The organism is Bradyrhizobium diazoefficiens, from assembly GCF_016612535.1.
GTDB lineage: Bacteria > Pseudomonadota > Alphaproteobacteria > Rhizobiales > Xanthobacteraceae > Bradyrhizobium > Bradyrhizobium diazoefficiens_C.
Genome location: NZ_JAENXS010000002.1, coordinates 1,515,022 through 1,529,220, shown reverse-complemented (window position 1 = coordinate 1,529,220; position 14,199 = coordinate 1,515,022). Strand labels below are relative to the sequence as shown.

The window sequence follows — 14,199 nt, the reverse complement described above, 5'->3', positions numbered from 1 at the left end:
CAGGACGTGCCGTTATATTTGAGCTTGCCCCGTATGGCATGGGGCGTAACCATCGCGGGGCCGTAACGCCACGCGAGATTCCCGATGACCAAACTGACTCGTTTTGCCGTCGCGCCGTTGCATGCGATGACGCGCCGCCTCGCCGATGTCGCCTCCGCGCGCATCGCGCCGGATCTCGTCATCGCGGGCGCGCGGGTGCTCTCGACCTATTCGGAGCGGATCCATCCGGGACGGGAGGTCTGGGTCACCGGCGGTCGGATCGCTGCGGTGAAACCGGCCGGTGCGGCGAAGAAGGTGTGGAACGACGTCGCGGCTTATGACGCGGCTGGCGGCATCATCGCGCCGGGGCTGGTCGATCCGCACATCCACGTCGAGTCCTCGATGGTGACGGCCTGTGCCTACGCGGAGGCGGCGCTGCTCAACGGCACCACCACGATCTTCTGCGACAGCCACGAGATCGGCAACGTCATGGACGTCGCCGGCGTCGAGGCGATGCTGGAGGACGCGCGCGAGGCGCCGCTCTCGATCTTCCTGACCGTGCCGTCGACGGTGCCGGCAACTTCGGCTGCACTGGAGACCGCCGGGGGCGACCTCACGCCAGACAAGATCGCTGGCCTGTTCGATCGCTGGCCCGAAGCGGTGGCACTTGGCGAGAAGATGGATTTTGTGCCGGTGACCATGGGGGACGAGCGCAGCCACGCCATCCTCGCTGCGGCCCTGAAACGCGGGCGGCCGGTGTCCGGGCATGTCTATGGCCGCGAATTCGTGGCGGCCTATGCGGCAAGCGGCGTCACCGACACCCATGAGGCGATCGACCGTGACATCGCCGACGATCTGCTCGATGCCGGCGTCTGGGTTTTCCTGCGTGGCGGGCCGCCGACCACGCCGTGGCACTCGCTGCCGCAGGCGATCCGCACCATCACCGAGCTCGGCGCCTCACACAAGCGGACTGCGGTCTGCACTGATGATCGCGATGCCGACGATCTCCTGCTGTTCGGTCTCGATTGGGTGGTCCGCGAAGCCGTAAAGGCAGGGATGTCGCCGGAGCAGGCCTGGTCGATGGGCTCGCTCCATGGCGCCACACGGTTCAGCATGGACGGCGATATCGGCGGGCTCGGCGGCGGTCGCCGCGCCGATCTCGTGCTGATGGATGACAATCTCAAGCCGCAATCGACCTGGTATGGCGGCGAGCTGGTGGTGGAGAACCGCAAGATCACGCCACGGCTCGATCAGGCGCTGTCGCAGCGCTATCAATACCCGAAGGCGGCCTATGTCACCGTGAAGCTGCCGGAGAAGCTGAAGCTGACGCCGGACCTGCCATCGAAAGCCTGCACCGTCAACGCGATCAAGACCGCGCTGCCGGGGATCACGCTGATCCACGAGAAAGTTGCAATCGAGCCCGCCAAGGACTGGCCGTCGCTGTTCGCGCGCTACGGCCTGTGCTTTGTCACCGTGGTCGAGCGCCACGGCAAGTCGGCCGGCAACGTGGCCTATGGCCTGTTGAAGGATTTTGGTCTGAAGCGCGGCGCGGTCGCCTCCAGCGTCGGGCACGACAGCCACAATATCATTCTCGCCGGGACCAACGAGCCCGATATGCAGGTGGCGATTGCGGCGATTAGGGAACACCAGGGCGGCGTCTGTGTCGTCGCCGACGGTAAGGTGAGGGCGTTCGTGCCGCTGCCGATCGCGGGGCTGCTCTCGGACAAGCGCGTCACTGAGGTGGCCGAGGAGGTCAAGGTCCTGAAGCACGAGTGGGCGGAGGCTGGCTGCAGCATCCCCTACATGGGCTTCAATCTGATTCCGCTATCGGTCATTCCGGAAATACGCATCACCGACAAGGGCCTCGTGCTGGTACCGCAGATGGAGCTGGCACCGCTGTTCGAGTGATCTGCTTTCACGTGCTTCTCGATCTAACCGTTTGAGACGACCGCGGTTTTTCCGCGGCTGCCGCATCGTGGAAAATAAAATCGATCTCGTTGAGATCGCATCCTGCGCACCCGATGATCTCGCTCGCTGACTTAAACCAAGCGAGGTCCGATATGGCGAAGATGCGAGCTATCGATGCAGCCGTGCGCATCCTGGAAAAGGAAGGCATCTCCACCGCCTTCGGCGTTCCCGGAGCCGCAATCAATCCGCTGTATTCGGCGCTGAAGAAGCGCGGCTCGATCCGCCACATCCTCGCGCGCCATGTCGAGGGCGCTTCGCACATGGCCGAGGGCTATACGCGGGCGAAGGCCGGCAATATCGGCGTCTGCATCGGTACCTCCGGGCCGGCCGGCACCGACATGATCACCGGGCTCTATTCGGCGATCGCCGATTCCATTCCGATCCTCTGCATCACGGGGCAAGCGCCGCGGGCGCGGCTCTACAAGGAGGACTTTCAGGCCGTCGACATCGAGTCGATCGCGAAGCCCGTGACCAAATGGGCTGTGACGGTGCGCGAGCCGGCTCTGGTGCCGCGCGTGTTCAGTCAGGCGTTTCATGTGATGCGTTCGGGGCGGCCGGGGCCGGTACTGATCGACATGCCGATCGACGTGCAGCTCGCCGAGATCGAGTTCGATGACGAGACCTATGAGCCGCTGCCTGTCTACAAGCCGACCGCCACGCGAAAACAGGTCGAAAAGGCGCTGGAGATGCTCAATGCGGCCGAGCGGCCGCTGATCGTGGCGGGCGGGGGCATCATCAACGCCGATGCATCCGACCTGCTGGTGGAATTCGCCGAGATTGCCAACGTTCCTGTCGTGCCGACGCTGATGGGCTGGGGCGCGATCCCCGACGATCACGTGTTGATGGCCGGCATGGTCGGCCTTCAGACCAGTCATCGCTATGGCAATGCCACGATGCTGGAATCGGACTTCGTGCTCGGCATCGGCAACCGCTGGGCCAACCGTCACACCGGCTCGGTCGAGACCTACACCAAGGGCCGCACCTTCGTGCATGTCGATATCGAGCCGACCCAGATCGGCCGCGTGTTCAATCCCGATCTCGGCATCGTCTCGGACGCCAAGGCCGCGCTCGAACTCTTCGTCACCGTCGCCAGGGAGTGGCGACGTTCCGGCAGGTTGCGCGAGCGCCAGGCTTGGCCCGCCGCCTGCCGCGATCGCAAGAAGACCATGCTGCGCAAGAGCCATTTCGACAATGTCCCGATCAAGCCGCAGCGCGTCTATGAGGAGATGAACAAGGCGTTCGGCCGTGACACGACCTACGTCAGCGTGATCGGCCTGTCGCAAATCGCCGGCGCGCAGTTCCTGGGCGTCTACAAGCCGCGCAACTGGATCAATGCCGGCCAGGCGGGACCGCTCGGCTGGACGCTGCCGGCGGCGCTCGGCGTGCGCGCGGCATGCCCTGATCGCGACATCGTCGCGCTGTCGGGCGATTACGACTTCCAGTTCCTGATCGAGGAGCTCGCGGTCGGGGCGCAGTTCAATCTGCCTTACATCCACGTCGTCGTGAACAATTCCTATCTCGGCCTGATCCGCCAGGCCCAGCGCGGCTTCGATATGGATTACCACGTCCAGCTCTCGTTCGAGAACATCAACGCGCCCGAACTCGGCGGTTACGGCGTCGACCATGTCGCGGTCGCCGAAGGCCTCGGTTGCAAGGCGATCCGCGTCACCGACCCCAAGGAGACCCAGGCGGCGTTCGCGACCGCGCGCGAATTGATGAAGAAGCACCGCGTGCCCGTGGTGGTCGAGTTCATCCTCGAACGCGTCACCAACATCGCGATGGGCACGGAGATCGACAACATCGTCGAGTTTGAGGAGGTGCTGGATCTGCCGCTCGACGAGGTCGGGACCGTCAGGCCCGGCGTGTTGCAGCCGGCAGAATAGGGAACCGCATCATGCCGAAATTTGCCGCCAACCTCACCATGCTCTTCAACGAGATGCCATTTCCCGACCGCTTTGCGGCGGCGAAAGCAGCGGGCTTTGCCGGGGTCGAGTATCTCTTCCCCTATGATTTCGACAAGGCGCTCTTGCGCGAGCAGCTCGAAGTCCACGGGCTGACGCAAGTGCTGCACAATCTCCCCGCCGGCAACTGGGCCGGTGGCGAGCGCGGCATCGCGATCATGCCCGATCGCGCTGCCGAATTCCGCGACGGCGTGTTCCGCGCGATCGACTATGCCAAGGCGCTCGATTGCGAGCAGCTCAATTGTCTCGTCGGCATCGCACCTGTGGATGCGGATCCCCGCGAGCTTCAGGAGACGCTGGTCGGAAATTTGCGTTTCGCGGCTTCGACGCTGGCGCGCGAGAAAATCAAGCTGCTGGTCGAGCCGATCAACACGCTGGACATTCCCGGCTTCTTTCTCAACGGTACCGAGCAGGCGATACAGCTGATCTCCGAGGTGCGGTCGAACAACTTGTTCGTCCAGTACGACATCTATCACATGCAGATCATGGAGGGCGATCTCGCCCGGACCATGCAGGAATATCTGCCGCAGATCGCGCACATCCAGCTCGCCGATAATCCCGGCCGCCATGAGCCCGGAACCGGCGAGATCAACTACCCTTTCCTGTTCCGCCACCTCGACGCAATCGGCTATCGCGGCTGGATCGGCTGCGAATACAAGCCGCGCACCACGACGCTGGAAGGCCTGTCCTGGCACGCCGCGCAGACGTTTGAGACCTGAGGATATCCTGACATGATCGACATCGGCTTCATCGGACTTGGCACCATGGGAAGGCCGATGGCCGGCCATCTTCTGGCCGCGGGCCATCGCGTTCTCCTGCATGACGTCGCGCCGGTCGCGCCCGAGCTGATCGCAGCCGGCGGCACCGCCTGCAAATCGGCCAAGGAGGTGGCGGAGGAGGTGGATGCCGTCATCATCATGGTGCCGGATACACCGCATGTCGAAGCCGTGTTGTTCGGCAAGGACGGCGTCGCGGGCGGCATCTCCAAGGGCAAGATTGTGGTCGACATGAGCTCGATCTCGCCGCTGGCGACGAAAGAGTTCGCGAAGAAGATCGAGGCGCTCGGTGCGGATTATCTCGATGCGCCGGTGTCGGGTGGCGAGGTCGGCGCCAAGGCAGCGAGCCTCACCATCATGGTCGGCGGGCCGGAGCGGGCCTTCAACACCATGAAACCGATCTTCGACAAGATGGGCAAGAACGTCACGCATGTTGGCGCCAATGGCGACGGCCAGACGACGAAGGTCGCCAACCAGATCATCGTGGCGCTGACGATCGAGGCGGTGAGCGAGGCGCTGCTGTTCGCATCCAAGGCCGGAGCCGACCCTGCACTGGTGCGCAAGGCGTTGATGGGCGGCTTTGCCTCCTCGCGCATTCTCGAAGTGCATGGCGAACGCATGGTGAAGCGCAATTTCGATCCTGGCTTCCGCATCGAGCTGCACCAGAAGGATCTCAACCTCGCGCTCGAAGGTGCGCGTGCACTTGGTCTGTCGTTGCCGAGCACGGCGGTGGCGCAGCAATTGTTCTCGTCCTGCACCGCGCATGGCGGCAAGGGCTGGGATCATTCGGCGATGGTGCGGGCGCTGGAACTGATGGCGGGGCACGAGATCGCCGCAGCCTGAACTGTTACGCCGTAACACTCTCTAGGTTTGGCGTGTCTTTCGTCGTCGGGGAACCGGAACAATGATCCGGCCCCGCGGTTGAAGGCGCATCAACAAACACTGGAGAGTGTGGACATGAAAACCCGTCTTGCGATTTCGTTGGCTGCCGCGTCGCTGCTAGCGTCGAGCGCAGCCTTTGCCCAGTCGACGACTGAAGAGGGCGCCAGGAACGGCGCGCGCGCAGGTGGCGACATCGGCGGCCCGGTCGGCGCCATGGTCGGCGGCACCGTCGGCGCGGCTGTCGGCGCCGGTCTGGAAATTCCGAATGCGGTCCTCGGCGGAATCCCGCGCGACGACTCTGTCGTGGTTCAGGAGCGCGTCGTGGTCGGCGAGCCGCTACCGGCGACCGTGGTGCTGCGGCCGGTGCCGAACTACACCCAGTATCGCTATGCAGTCGTGAACGATCGCCGCGTGATCGTCGACCCGCATACGCGTCGCGTCGTCAAGATCATCGATTGATCGCGTCGATACCGGCTTCGAAATGTGAGGCCCTGCGGAGCGTTATTCCGCGGGGCCTTCGCTTGTGACGACCGAGTTTGGGCGAAGACGTCTCAAAACCCAATCGGCGGCGGCTGCGAGCGCAAAGCCGATGCAGGCCGTGACAGCATCGACGACGAAATCCTCGAGCCGCGCATGGCGCCCCGGGGACCAGAACTGCATCAATTCGAGCAGACCGATCAGGACCACCGAAATGGCCGCGACGGCCGGGCGGCGCTGCCGGTAGGCGAGGCCGAAGGCCAGCCCGACCAGAATGAAGGCGAACGCGTGTTCGCCGTCCTGGCCGAGGTCGGAATGCGGCCGCAGGCCTGGGGGCCCGAGCGTTGCAAAGGTCACGGCGGCGGCGAGCAGCCAGGCAAAGGCGCGAATGAGAATGGACATCCGGTGCGGATAGCACGGATTGACAGTCGACTGTTACGGCGCAAGGATCAGATCGCCGTGTAGTTAATGACGAAATGTTAAAGCGGCTCGCGCACGCCGAGGCCGTGCATGAAGCGCTCGCGGATCTGCACGGGGTCTCTGCGGGTGGCGCCGACGCCGGGCTTGTCGTCGATGCACAACGCGATCAGGCTCGGCTCCGACGCTGACATGGCCTCGTCCACCAGCCGCTCGAAATCCTCCTCGTCCGCGGCCCAGGCGCTGTTGGCAAGCCCGGAGCCCAGGGCGATGGCGACGATGTCGGCGACACCCGCGGCCGGCGTCGGTTGCGCGCCGGTAATCTGGTAGATGCCGTTGTCCATCACGATCATGATCAGGTTCTTCGGTTTCAGCGCCGCGATCGTCGAGAGCGCGCCGAGCTGCATCAGCAGCGAGCCGTCGCCTTCGAGTGCGAAGACGCGCCGTTCGGGCTGCGCCAGCGCCACGCCAAGCGCGATCGGGAAGGCGAGGCCCATACTGCCCAGCATGTAAAAATTCTGCGGGCGATGGCCGGCAGCCCAAAGATCGAAATTGGTGTTGCCGATGCCGCCGATCACGGCTTCCTCATGCTCGAGCTTCGCGATCAGGCGCTTCGTCACATCGAACCGGTTCATCACCTTGGTGTTGCGTGCGCTCATTCTTGAATTCATCTGGCTGACCTCACTTGTCGAAAGTCTTGCCGCCGGTGAGCAGCGGGTTGAGGATCAGCGCAACCGGCGCCTGCGTCGTGACGGCCTGCTTGATCGAGCGATCGGCGATGAATTCGAGCTCGTCGAGCCGGGTGACGGTGTGGTGCTCCAGCGCCAGCGAGTCCAGCACCGGGCGCATGGTGCGGCAAACCAGCGACTGGCCGTAATTGAACTCGCCGAGCGTGCCGCGCTCGGAGACGAACATGATCAGCGGGATCTGGTAGGGCACCGCGAGCGAGGCGAGCGTATTGGCCAGCGTGGCAAAGCCGGAGGTCTGCATCAGCACCGCGCCGCGCCGTCCACCCATCCAGGCGCCCGAGACGATGCCGACGGCCTCTTCCTCGCGGGCGGTCGCAAAGGTCGTGAAGAAGGGATCGGCGTGCAAAGTCTTGATCAGCGGCGTCAGCACGCGGTCGGGCACGTAAGGGACGAGGCTGATCTCGTTCCGCTTCAGGATTTGCAGGACGATGCCATGCCAGGTTCTTTCGCCGGACGCCTGTGTTCCCTGCGTCTGCTGTTCCGCAATCGCCATTGCGTTCTCCCTTGAGCCGCGCATGCTTCTTCTTTGGCCGTCGCGGCGGTCTGCTGAACTTGACGGAGCGGGCAGGATTGTCAACATGTCCGGGCCGGCACCGTGATCTGCGCCAGACGGCCTGCCGAGGCCGGCACCGCCATGCCATAAGCGGGATAATGATAAAACGGGAGGGACGCATGGACGGGGCGCGCATCGCGCTGGCCTTGCGGGTCTCCTTGAGAGAGCCGGAAGGGTCCTGATGTCGGTCAACAGCAAGCGCATCTTCTACGTCAAATACCTGGCCAATCCGATCTATATCGACATCCTGAAGGCGCGGCCCGACGTCCGGCTCGACCGCATCGAGAACGAGAGCCTCGAGGACTTCTACGCGCCCATCCTGAGCGCGGCGCATGTCTACCAGATTGGCGCTGCCCGCGATGAGCTCGCCCCCCATTTCCATGTCGACGCCGCCTTCCTGAAGCGCACGCCGAACCTGCTGCTGGTCTCCAGCAACGGCGCGGGCTTCGACCCCGTCGATGTCGAGGCTTGCACGGACGCGGGCGTGCTGGTCGTGAATCAATCCGGCGGCAACGCGCATTCGGTCGCGGAACATGCGTTGGCGATGATGCTGACCCTGTCCAAGCGGATCATCCAATCCGACCGCAAGCTCCGCAGGGAGTCCAACGTCAACCGCAACGAACTCGTTGGCAACGAGGTCGAGCACAAGACCGTTGGTATCATTGGCCTCGGCAATGTTGGCCGCCGTATCGCCGCGCTGTGCAAGGGCCTGCTCGGCATGAAGGTGCTGGCGTACGACCCATACCTCACGACCGAGGTGATGGCCGAGCGCGGCGGCGAGAAGGTCGAGCTCGACGAGCTCCTGCGCCGCGCCGATTTCGTCTCGATCTCCTGTCCGCTCAACAAGGGCAGCCGCAACATGATCAGCGTGCGCGAATTTGCGCTGATGCAGCCGCACGCCTATTTCATCACCACGGCGCGCGGCTTCATCCACGACGAGGACGCGCTGCTTGGGGCGCTGCGCGACAAGCGCATTGCCGGTGCCGGCCTCGACGTCTGGTCCAAGGAGCCGCCGCCGCCGGAGCATCCGCTGCTCCAGTTCGACAACGTGCTGGCGAGCCCGCATACGGCCGGCGTCACCATCGAAGCGCGCCAAAACATGGGCCGCATCGCGGCCGAGCAAGTGCTGGAGACGCTGGACGGCAAGCGGCCGCCGCGCATCATCAACCCCGAGGTCTGGCCGGTCTATGCCGAGCGCTTCAAGCAGGCCTTTGGCGTCACGCCGGGGTAGGCGCGCGCAGTGCAATTGCGCCCCCATCATTGGGTACCATGATGAAAATGCAAAGCGGCGAATCTTATCGATGGTGCGAGTGAACGTGTATTACTTGTCCTGTAGATGAGAGTTCATGAGCATACTTTCGATTGCGACATCCGGACTCTCTGCGGCAAGCTTGCGCGTGAACGTGGCCGCGAGCAATATCGCGAATGTTCGGACGACCGGCCCGCTCCCTACGTCAGGCGGATCGAGCTCATCGGTCGGTGCCGGCAGTTCGAGCATGAGTTCGACCTTTCCCGCGGCTTATGCGCCGCTGCGAGTCGATCAGGTCGACCAATCGAGCGGCTCGACGCCAAGCGGTACGATTGCGACCGTGTCGACGGTATCGCCGAGCTATACCGCGCAATCCGATCCAAGCGCTCCCTTCGCAAACCAGGACGGCCTGGTCGCGGTGCCGAATGTCGATCTCGCCAGCGATTTCGTTCAACTGGCGAGCGCAAAGTACAGCTACATTGCCAATGCGAAGGTCATTCAAGCCTATTCCGAAACGACGGACGCGCTGCTCGATATCAAGACGTGATGGCTGACGGATCGAACCGTCGGCTGAATTAGCGGCGCGGAACCGCCGCTGGCCTTGATCTCCGTCAAATTCTCCCTCACGCATCAGGACTAAATGGGATTAGAGTGCCGCGGGGGGCACAGGGAGGTCCCATGTCCACTTACGTCGTCAAGTTCATGAAGGACGTGCTTGGTCAGTACGGCCGGCAGATCGAAGTCTGCCAAGGCGCGCTCGAGATCGATGCCGCCGACGAGGACGAGGCCAGGGAGCGGGCGAAGGCGAGGTTTTGCAAGGACCAGGCGTTGCATCATTGGTCGCTGCATGCCGACCGCATCCAGGTCAGACCGGCTGACTTTCCGTCGTAAGGCCTAGCGGCTGGGCGCCGCGACGGGCGGCGCGGTTGCGCCGGCGCCGAGCGAACGCTGCACCATGGCGGTGTCGGACCAGCGGCCGTGGCGATAGGCAACGCCACAGAGCAGGCCGGCGCGCGAGAACCCGTACTTTTCGTGCAGCGCCAGCGATGGGGCGTTGTCGGCATCGATATAGCCGATCATCTGGCGGAAGCCGGCCGCCGCACAAGCGTCGATCAGCTCCTGGAGCAGCAAGCGCCCGACCCCGCGGCCGAGATGCTCATGGTGGACGTAGATCGAGTGCTTGGCCGTGTAGCGGTAGGCCGGGCGCTTGCGAAACAGCACCGCATAGGCATAGCCGACGACCTCGCCGCGATAGGTAGCGACCAGATGCGGCAGGCGGGTCTGCTTCAAATTCTTGCGCCGGTCGCGCAGATCGTCCGGCTCCGGCGCGCCGGTTCCCTCGACGTCGCGTGGCACACCATTGCGGACGTGATGGCGGTAGATCGCCAGCATCGCCTCGACATCGCTCTCGCGCGAGGGCCGGACCAGGACCGGCTCGTCGTCTGCGCGCATGACGGCTGTTTCGTTCATCGGCTACTCGGTCGCGACGTAAGTATAGAGCCCGATGCGGCCCTGCGCATCGACCTCCTTGTAGACGCCCTGGATTTCGACATCGAAGCCCGGAAAGGTGTTGAAGCAGGCCTCGAACATCTTGAGATAATCGATCATGGGCTTGGCCCGTTCCGTCAACCGCTCGCCGGGGACGATGGTTGCGATGCCGGGCGGATAGACCACGAAGGGCGTGGTGGCGATGCGGCCTGCGATCGCCTCGATCGGCAGATAGTCGACATCGTTGCGGATCAGGCGGCGCGCGGCGTCGCGGGGGGACATGGCGATCTCCGGCATATGCTCCGGCAGGAACTGCCGCGCCTGCAGCGCGCTGACGTCGGCGGCGCGGAAGAAGCGGTGCATGTCGCCGCAGAGATCGCGCAGACGCACGCCGGCATAGCGCGCCTGCCGCCGCTGGTAGAATTCGGGGATCGCGTCGGCCAGTAGCGCATTGTCGTCGTGTAGGCGCTTGAAGGCGACGAGGCCGGAGATCAGCGTACCGGCCTTGCTGGCCTCGACGCCGGGGGTGAGCAGGAAGAGCAGCGAGTTGAGGTCGTTCTTCTCGGGGACGATGCGGTTTTCGCGCAGATATTGCGCGACCACCGGCGCGGGGATGCCATGCTCGGCATAGATGCCGGTGGCCCGGTCGAAGCCGGGCGTCAGCAGCGTCAGCTTGTTCGGGTCGGTCATGGCAAAGCCTTCGGTGAGGCCGGGGAAGCCATGCCAGGTGGTGTCGGGGGAGAGCTGCCACAGGGCAGGATTGGTGGCGAGCTCATCGGTAGAGAGTGTCTCCCAGGCGACGTTGTGCGCGGCACCGGGGCGGCTGACGTCGGGGATGGCGACGCGGTCCGGAACGAAGGGCTCGAAGAACCAGCGCCGGTCCGGGTTCTGCTCCTTCTCCTCGAACTCCCTGCGCATCGCGCGGATCTTCTTGCGCAGCTCGATGCCGAGGCGGATCGTGTCGTCCCACAGCACTTCGCCGGAACGGCCTTTCATCATCTGCGCGCCGACGTCGAGGGAGGCGAACAGCGGATAAAACGGCGATGTGGAAGCGTGCTGCATGAAACTTTCGTTGAAGCGGCGGTGCTCGACGCGCCGCTTCTGGCCGCGGATGTGACGGTCCTTGATGTGGATCTGCGAGGCCTGCGAGAAGCTCGCGAGCTGCTTGTGCGTCGACTGCGTCGCGATGATGCCCGGCGCCTCCGGCGGAAGGTTGGCTAGGCCCATGGCAAAGCGGCCGGCATAGAGCGGGTGGAATTTCATGAAGCCGGCCCAGGCCTCGTCGAACAGGATGTATTCGCAGAGATGGCCGATGCGCTTCAGGATCATTTCGGCGCTGTGGATCGTGCCGTCATAAGTGCACTGCTCGACTACGGCGACACGGAACGGCCGTTCCTTGCGCCAGGCCTCCTTGTCCGTAACCAGCGGATGATTGCGGATCGCCTCGCGCAGAGCCTTCTCGTCCAGCACGTCCCAGCGCATCGGGCCGATCAGGCCCCAGGCATTGCGGATGGTCGGCACATAGACCGGGACGCCGCCATTGATCATCAGCGCGCCGTGATGGGCGGCCTTGTGGTTGTTGCGGTCGAACAGCACGAGGTCGCCGTCGGTAACGAGCGCGCCGAGCGCGACCTTGTTCGAGGTCGAGGTGCCGTTGAGCACGAAATAGGTTTTCTCGGCGCCAAAGATCGCGGCGGCTTCCTTCTGCGCCTTCAGGGCCGGGCCCTCATGGGTGAGGAGATCGCCGAGATCGAGCACGGAATTGTCGAGGTCGTCGCGGAACACGGATTCGCCGAGATGTTCGACGAAGACCCTGCCGATCGGGCTGCGGTTGTAGAACACGCCGCCGTTATGTCCCGGGCAGGTCCAGAGCTGGTTGCCTTCCTCGGCATAATCGACCAGCGCGCCGAAGAACGGCGTCTTCAAGGTCTCGGCATATTGCTTGAGCCGGCTGATCAGGTTCTTGGCGATGAACGTCGGCGTCTCCTCGGACAGGAAAACATAGCCGTCGATGAAATCCAGCACCTCGACCGGCAGATCCTCGAACCGCTTGCGCCGGATCAGGAGGATGATCGGGAAGTCGAGACCGCGGCGCCGCATCAAATTGATCAGCGCCGAGGTCTTGCCTTCCAGGCCCTTCTTGCCCCAGTCCACCACCATGCAGCCGATCGCGGCATCGGTTTGCACCGCCATCTCGGCGTCTTCCAGTTTGCGCGCCCGGACCACCTCGAAGCCGGAGCGCTGGATCTCCTCGATGATCTGGTTGAAGCGGACGCCCTCGAGGTCGTCGGTGTCGAACACAGGTGCGGCGAACAGGAAGTTGAAGCGCTTGAAATAGTCCATGTCAGATCCCGAATGTGCGAGTCCGACAGGTCTCTGCACATTCGATGACAGTTCTATGACGGTGGCGCGCGCTGCTGTGGAACGCTCAGCTTGCCGCGGCGATGATCATCCGCTTTCGCCCGAAATTCGCCACCGCCGCCTCCGGAACACCGAAATTGTTGGCCAGCAGATGGCGCGGCGCCTTTGCCAGCCAGTCGCCGAGGCTGCTCTCGCGATATGCGCCGTTGTCGAGCACGCCGATGATCTCGGCGTCGTCCTTGCTGATGTTCTCGATCGAGTGGCCGCAATTGCGCGGGATGTAGGCGCAGTCCCCGGGCGACAGCTCGGTGACGGCGACGCGCTTGTCGAAGGCGAACAGGGTCACCCGCGTACGTCCCTTCAGCACGTAGTGCCATTCGTTGGCATCGGTGTGCCAATGCGGTTCGTGCATCGCGCCGGGCTTGAGCTTGAGGACCAGCCCGGTCATTCCGCTCGAGACCGGAAACTCCTTGGCGGAGGCCACGTAGAGCTGGCCGCCGGCCGTGCTGACACGTGGTTTCTGGGACATCAGCGCGAAGCGGTGGGTCCGGTCGCGATCCAGCGCGCGTGCAGTCTTCGCCTGCGGACCGTCGAGCGCCAGCACCTCGCCCTGCATGATGTAGGTCTCGGCCTTCGGATCCGGGCTGAACGTCTCCGTGGAGACACCCAGCGCCTGCGACAAGGTCGGCGCGTCGTAACGGCTCATCCAGTCGCTGATGCCGAACGTGCCGTGCTCGGAGTAGAGTCCGTCGTCGAACGCGAGGATGGCGTGGCAGGGGGCCGGGCCCAGCGTCTGGATGGCGTGGCTGTGGCCGGTCGGAAAATACCAGAGATCGCCGGGTGCGAGGTTGACGATCTCGAGCTGGCCATCCGGATCGACCACCGTCACCTGGCAATGGCCGTCGACGACGTAGGCCCACTCGGCCGAATTGTGCCAATGCATTTCCCGGGCGCCGCCCGCGTTGACGAAGAGATGCGCGCCGGCAATTCCGGTCGCGAGCGGAAGGGTGCGGGTGGTGACCTCGCGCGCCCAGCCTCCCGACGTGGCCTTGATCGGCCCCTTGTCGAGCGATGCGGTGAAGACCATGGGATCACCGGATTTGCGCGGGATCGTCTTCAGGAATTCGGATGCAGGGGCAACGTCGTAGCCGGCGGCATGTCCGTCGGGCGCTGCGAGCGCGGATTTGGTGGCGCCGAGGACGCCGGCACCGAATGCAACGGATTGAATGAAGATACGGCGGCTGGATTTGAGCATTGGAGACCCCGAATATCAGATGGTTGTATGAATGGAATCGCGAAACCGGCTACGTCGCGTCCTCCATCATCTGGGTCTGATGAA

The 14,199-nt window shown here is 64.1% G+C and carries 14 protein-coding genes; 8 read left to right on the top strand and 6 right to left on the bottom strand.

The features are described 5' to 3' along the window. Positions 1 to 84: 84 nt before the first annotated feature. The 5 genes from JJE66_RS24185 to JJE66_RS24165 all read left to right on the top strand — a co-directional run bounded on the left by JJE66_RS24185 (position 85) and on the right by JJE66_RS24165 (position 6,025). Entirely contained in the window at positions 85 to 1,887 is a 1,803-nt protein-coding gene (locus JJE66_RS24185) for an adenine deaminase C-terminal domain-containing protein (protein WP_200516978.1), read from the top strand. 152 nt (positions 1,888 to 2,039) lie between these two features. Next, complete coding sequence (gcl, locus tag JJE66_RS24180; RefSeq protein WP_200516977.1) at positions 2,040 to 3,830, top strand: glyoxylate carboligase; 1,791 nt, start codon at positions 2,040 to 2,042, stop codon at positions 3,828 to 3,830. Positions 3,831 to 3,841: 11 nt separating this feature from the next. Beyond that, positions 3,842 to 4,627: a hydroxypyruvate isomerase gene (hyi, locus tag JJE66_RS24175; RefSeq protein ID WP_200516976.1), complete on the top strand. Its 786-nt coding sequence runs from the start codon at positions 3,842 to 3,844 to the stop codon at positions 4,625 to 4,627. Between the two features lie 12 nt (positions 4,628 to 4,639). Next, a complete protein-coding gene (locus tag JJE66_RS24170) occupies positions 4,640 to 5,527 on the top strand; it encodes a 2-hydroxy-3-oxopropionate reductase (RefSeq protein WP_200516975.1) in 888 nt (295 codons plus the stop codon). Positions 5,528 to 5,641: 114 nt separating this feature from the next. Next, on the top strand, positions 5,642 to 6,025 hold the full coding sequence (locus tag JJE66_RS24165; protein ID WP_200516974.1) for a DUF1236 domain-containing protein: 384 nt from the start codon (positions 5,642 to 5,644) through the stop codon (positions 6,023 to 6,025). 42 nt (positions 6,026 to 6,067) lie between these two features. On the opposite strand, the gene JJE66_RS24160 is transcribed toward JJE66_RS24165, so the two are convergent. The 3 genes from JJE66_RS24160 to JJE66_RS24150 all read right to left on the bottom strand — a co-directional run bounded on the left by JJE66_RS24160 (position 6,068) and on the right by JJE66_RS24150 (position 7,702). Further along, positions 6,068 to 6,445 carry a VanZ family protein gene (locus JJE66_RS24160; protein WP_200516973.1) on the bottom strand — a complete coding sequence of 126 codons (378 nt, stop codon included), beginning with the start codon at positions 6,443 to 6,445 and terminating at the stop codon, positions 6,068 to 6,070. Positions 6,446 to 6,522: 77 nt separating this feature from the next. Then, on the bottom strand, positions 6,523 to 7,119 hold the full coding sequence (locus tag JJE66_RS24155) for a thiamine pyrophosphate-dependent enzyme (protein WP_409362843.1): 597 nt from the start codon (positions 7,117 to 7,119) through the stop codon (positions 6,523 to 6,525). Positions 7,120 to 7,141: 22 nt separating this feature from the next. Then, positions 7,142 to 7,702, bottom strand: a complete 561-nt coding sequence (locus tag JJE66_RS24150) for a thiamine pyrophosphate-binding protein (protein WP_200516971.1) — start codon at positions 7,700 to 7,702, stop codon at positions 7,142 to 7,144. 241 nt (positions 7,703 to 7,943) lie between these two features. Here JJE66_RS24150 and JJE66_RS24145 point away from each other — a divergent pair, with 241 nt between their 5' ends. From JJE66_RS24145 to JJE66_RS24135, 3 genes are all read left to right on the top strand, one after another. Beyond that, positions 7,944 to 8,993 (top strand): hydroxyacid dehydrogenase, encoded by a 1,050-nt coding sequence (locus tag JJE66_RS24145; protein WP_200516970.1) that lies wholly within the window; start codon positions 7,944 to 7,946, stop codon positions 8,991 to 8,993. A 115-nt stretch (positions 8,994 to 9,108) separates the two neighbouring features. Beyond that, positions 9,109 to 9,558 (top strand): flagellar basal body rod protein FlgC, encoded by a 450-nt coding sequence (locus JJE66_RS24140; RefSeq protein ID WP_200516969.1) that lies wholly within the window; start codon positions 9,109 to 9,111, stop codon positions 9,556 to 9,558. Positions 9,559 to 9,689: 131 nt separating this feature from the next. Beyond that, positions 9,690 to 9,902 carry a hypothetical protein gene (locus JJE66_RS24135; RefSeq protein WP_177242959.1) on the top strand — a complete coding sequence of 71 codons (213 nt, stop codon included), beginning with the start codon at positions 9,690 to 9,692 and terminating at the stop codon, positions 9,900 to 9,902. A gap of 3 nt (positions 9,903 to 9,905) precedes the next feature. Here the strand turns inward: JJE66_RS24135 and JJE66_RS24130 are convergent, their stop codons facing one another. The 3 genes from JJE66_RS24130 to JJE66_RS24120 all read right to left on the bottom strand — a co-directional run bounded on the left by JJE66_RS24130 (position 9,906) and on the right by JJE66_RS24120 (position 14,115). After that, positions 9,906 to 10,481, bottom strand: a complete 576-nt coding sequence (locus JJE66_RS24130) for a GNAT family N-acetyltransferase (protein WP_200516968.1) — start codon at positions 10,479 to 10,481, stop codon at positions 9,906 to 9,908. A 3-nt stretch (positions 10,482 to 10,484) separates the two neighbouring features. After that, the gene (locus JJE66_RS24125; protein WP_200516967.1) at positions 10,485 to 12,842 is read right to left on the bottom strand and encodes an Orn/Lys/Arg decarboxylase N-terminal domain-containing protein; all 2,358 of its coding nucleotides are present in this window, start codon (positions 12,840 to 12,842) and stop codon (positions 10,485 to 10,487) included. Between the two features lie 85 nt (positions 12,843 to 12,927). Then, entirely contained in the window at positions 12,928 to 14,115 is a 1,188-nt protein-coding gene (locus tag JJE66_RS24120; protein WP_200516966.1) for a cupin domain-containing protein, read from the bottom strand. Positions 14,116 to 14,199 lie beyond the last annotated feature (84 nt).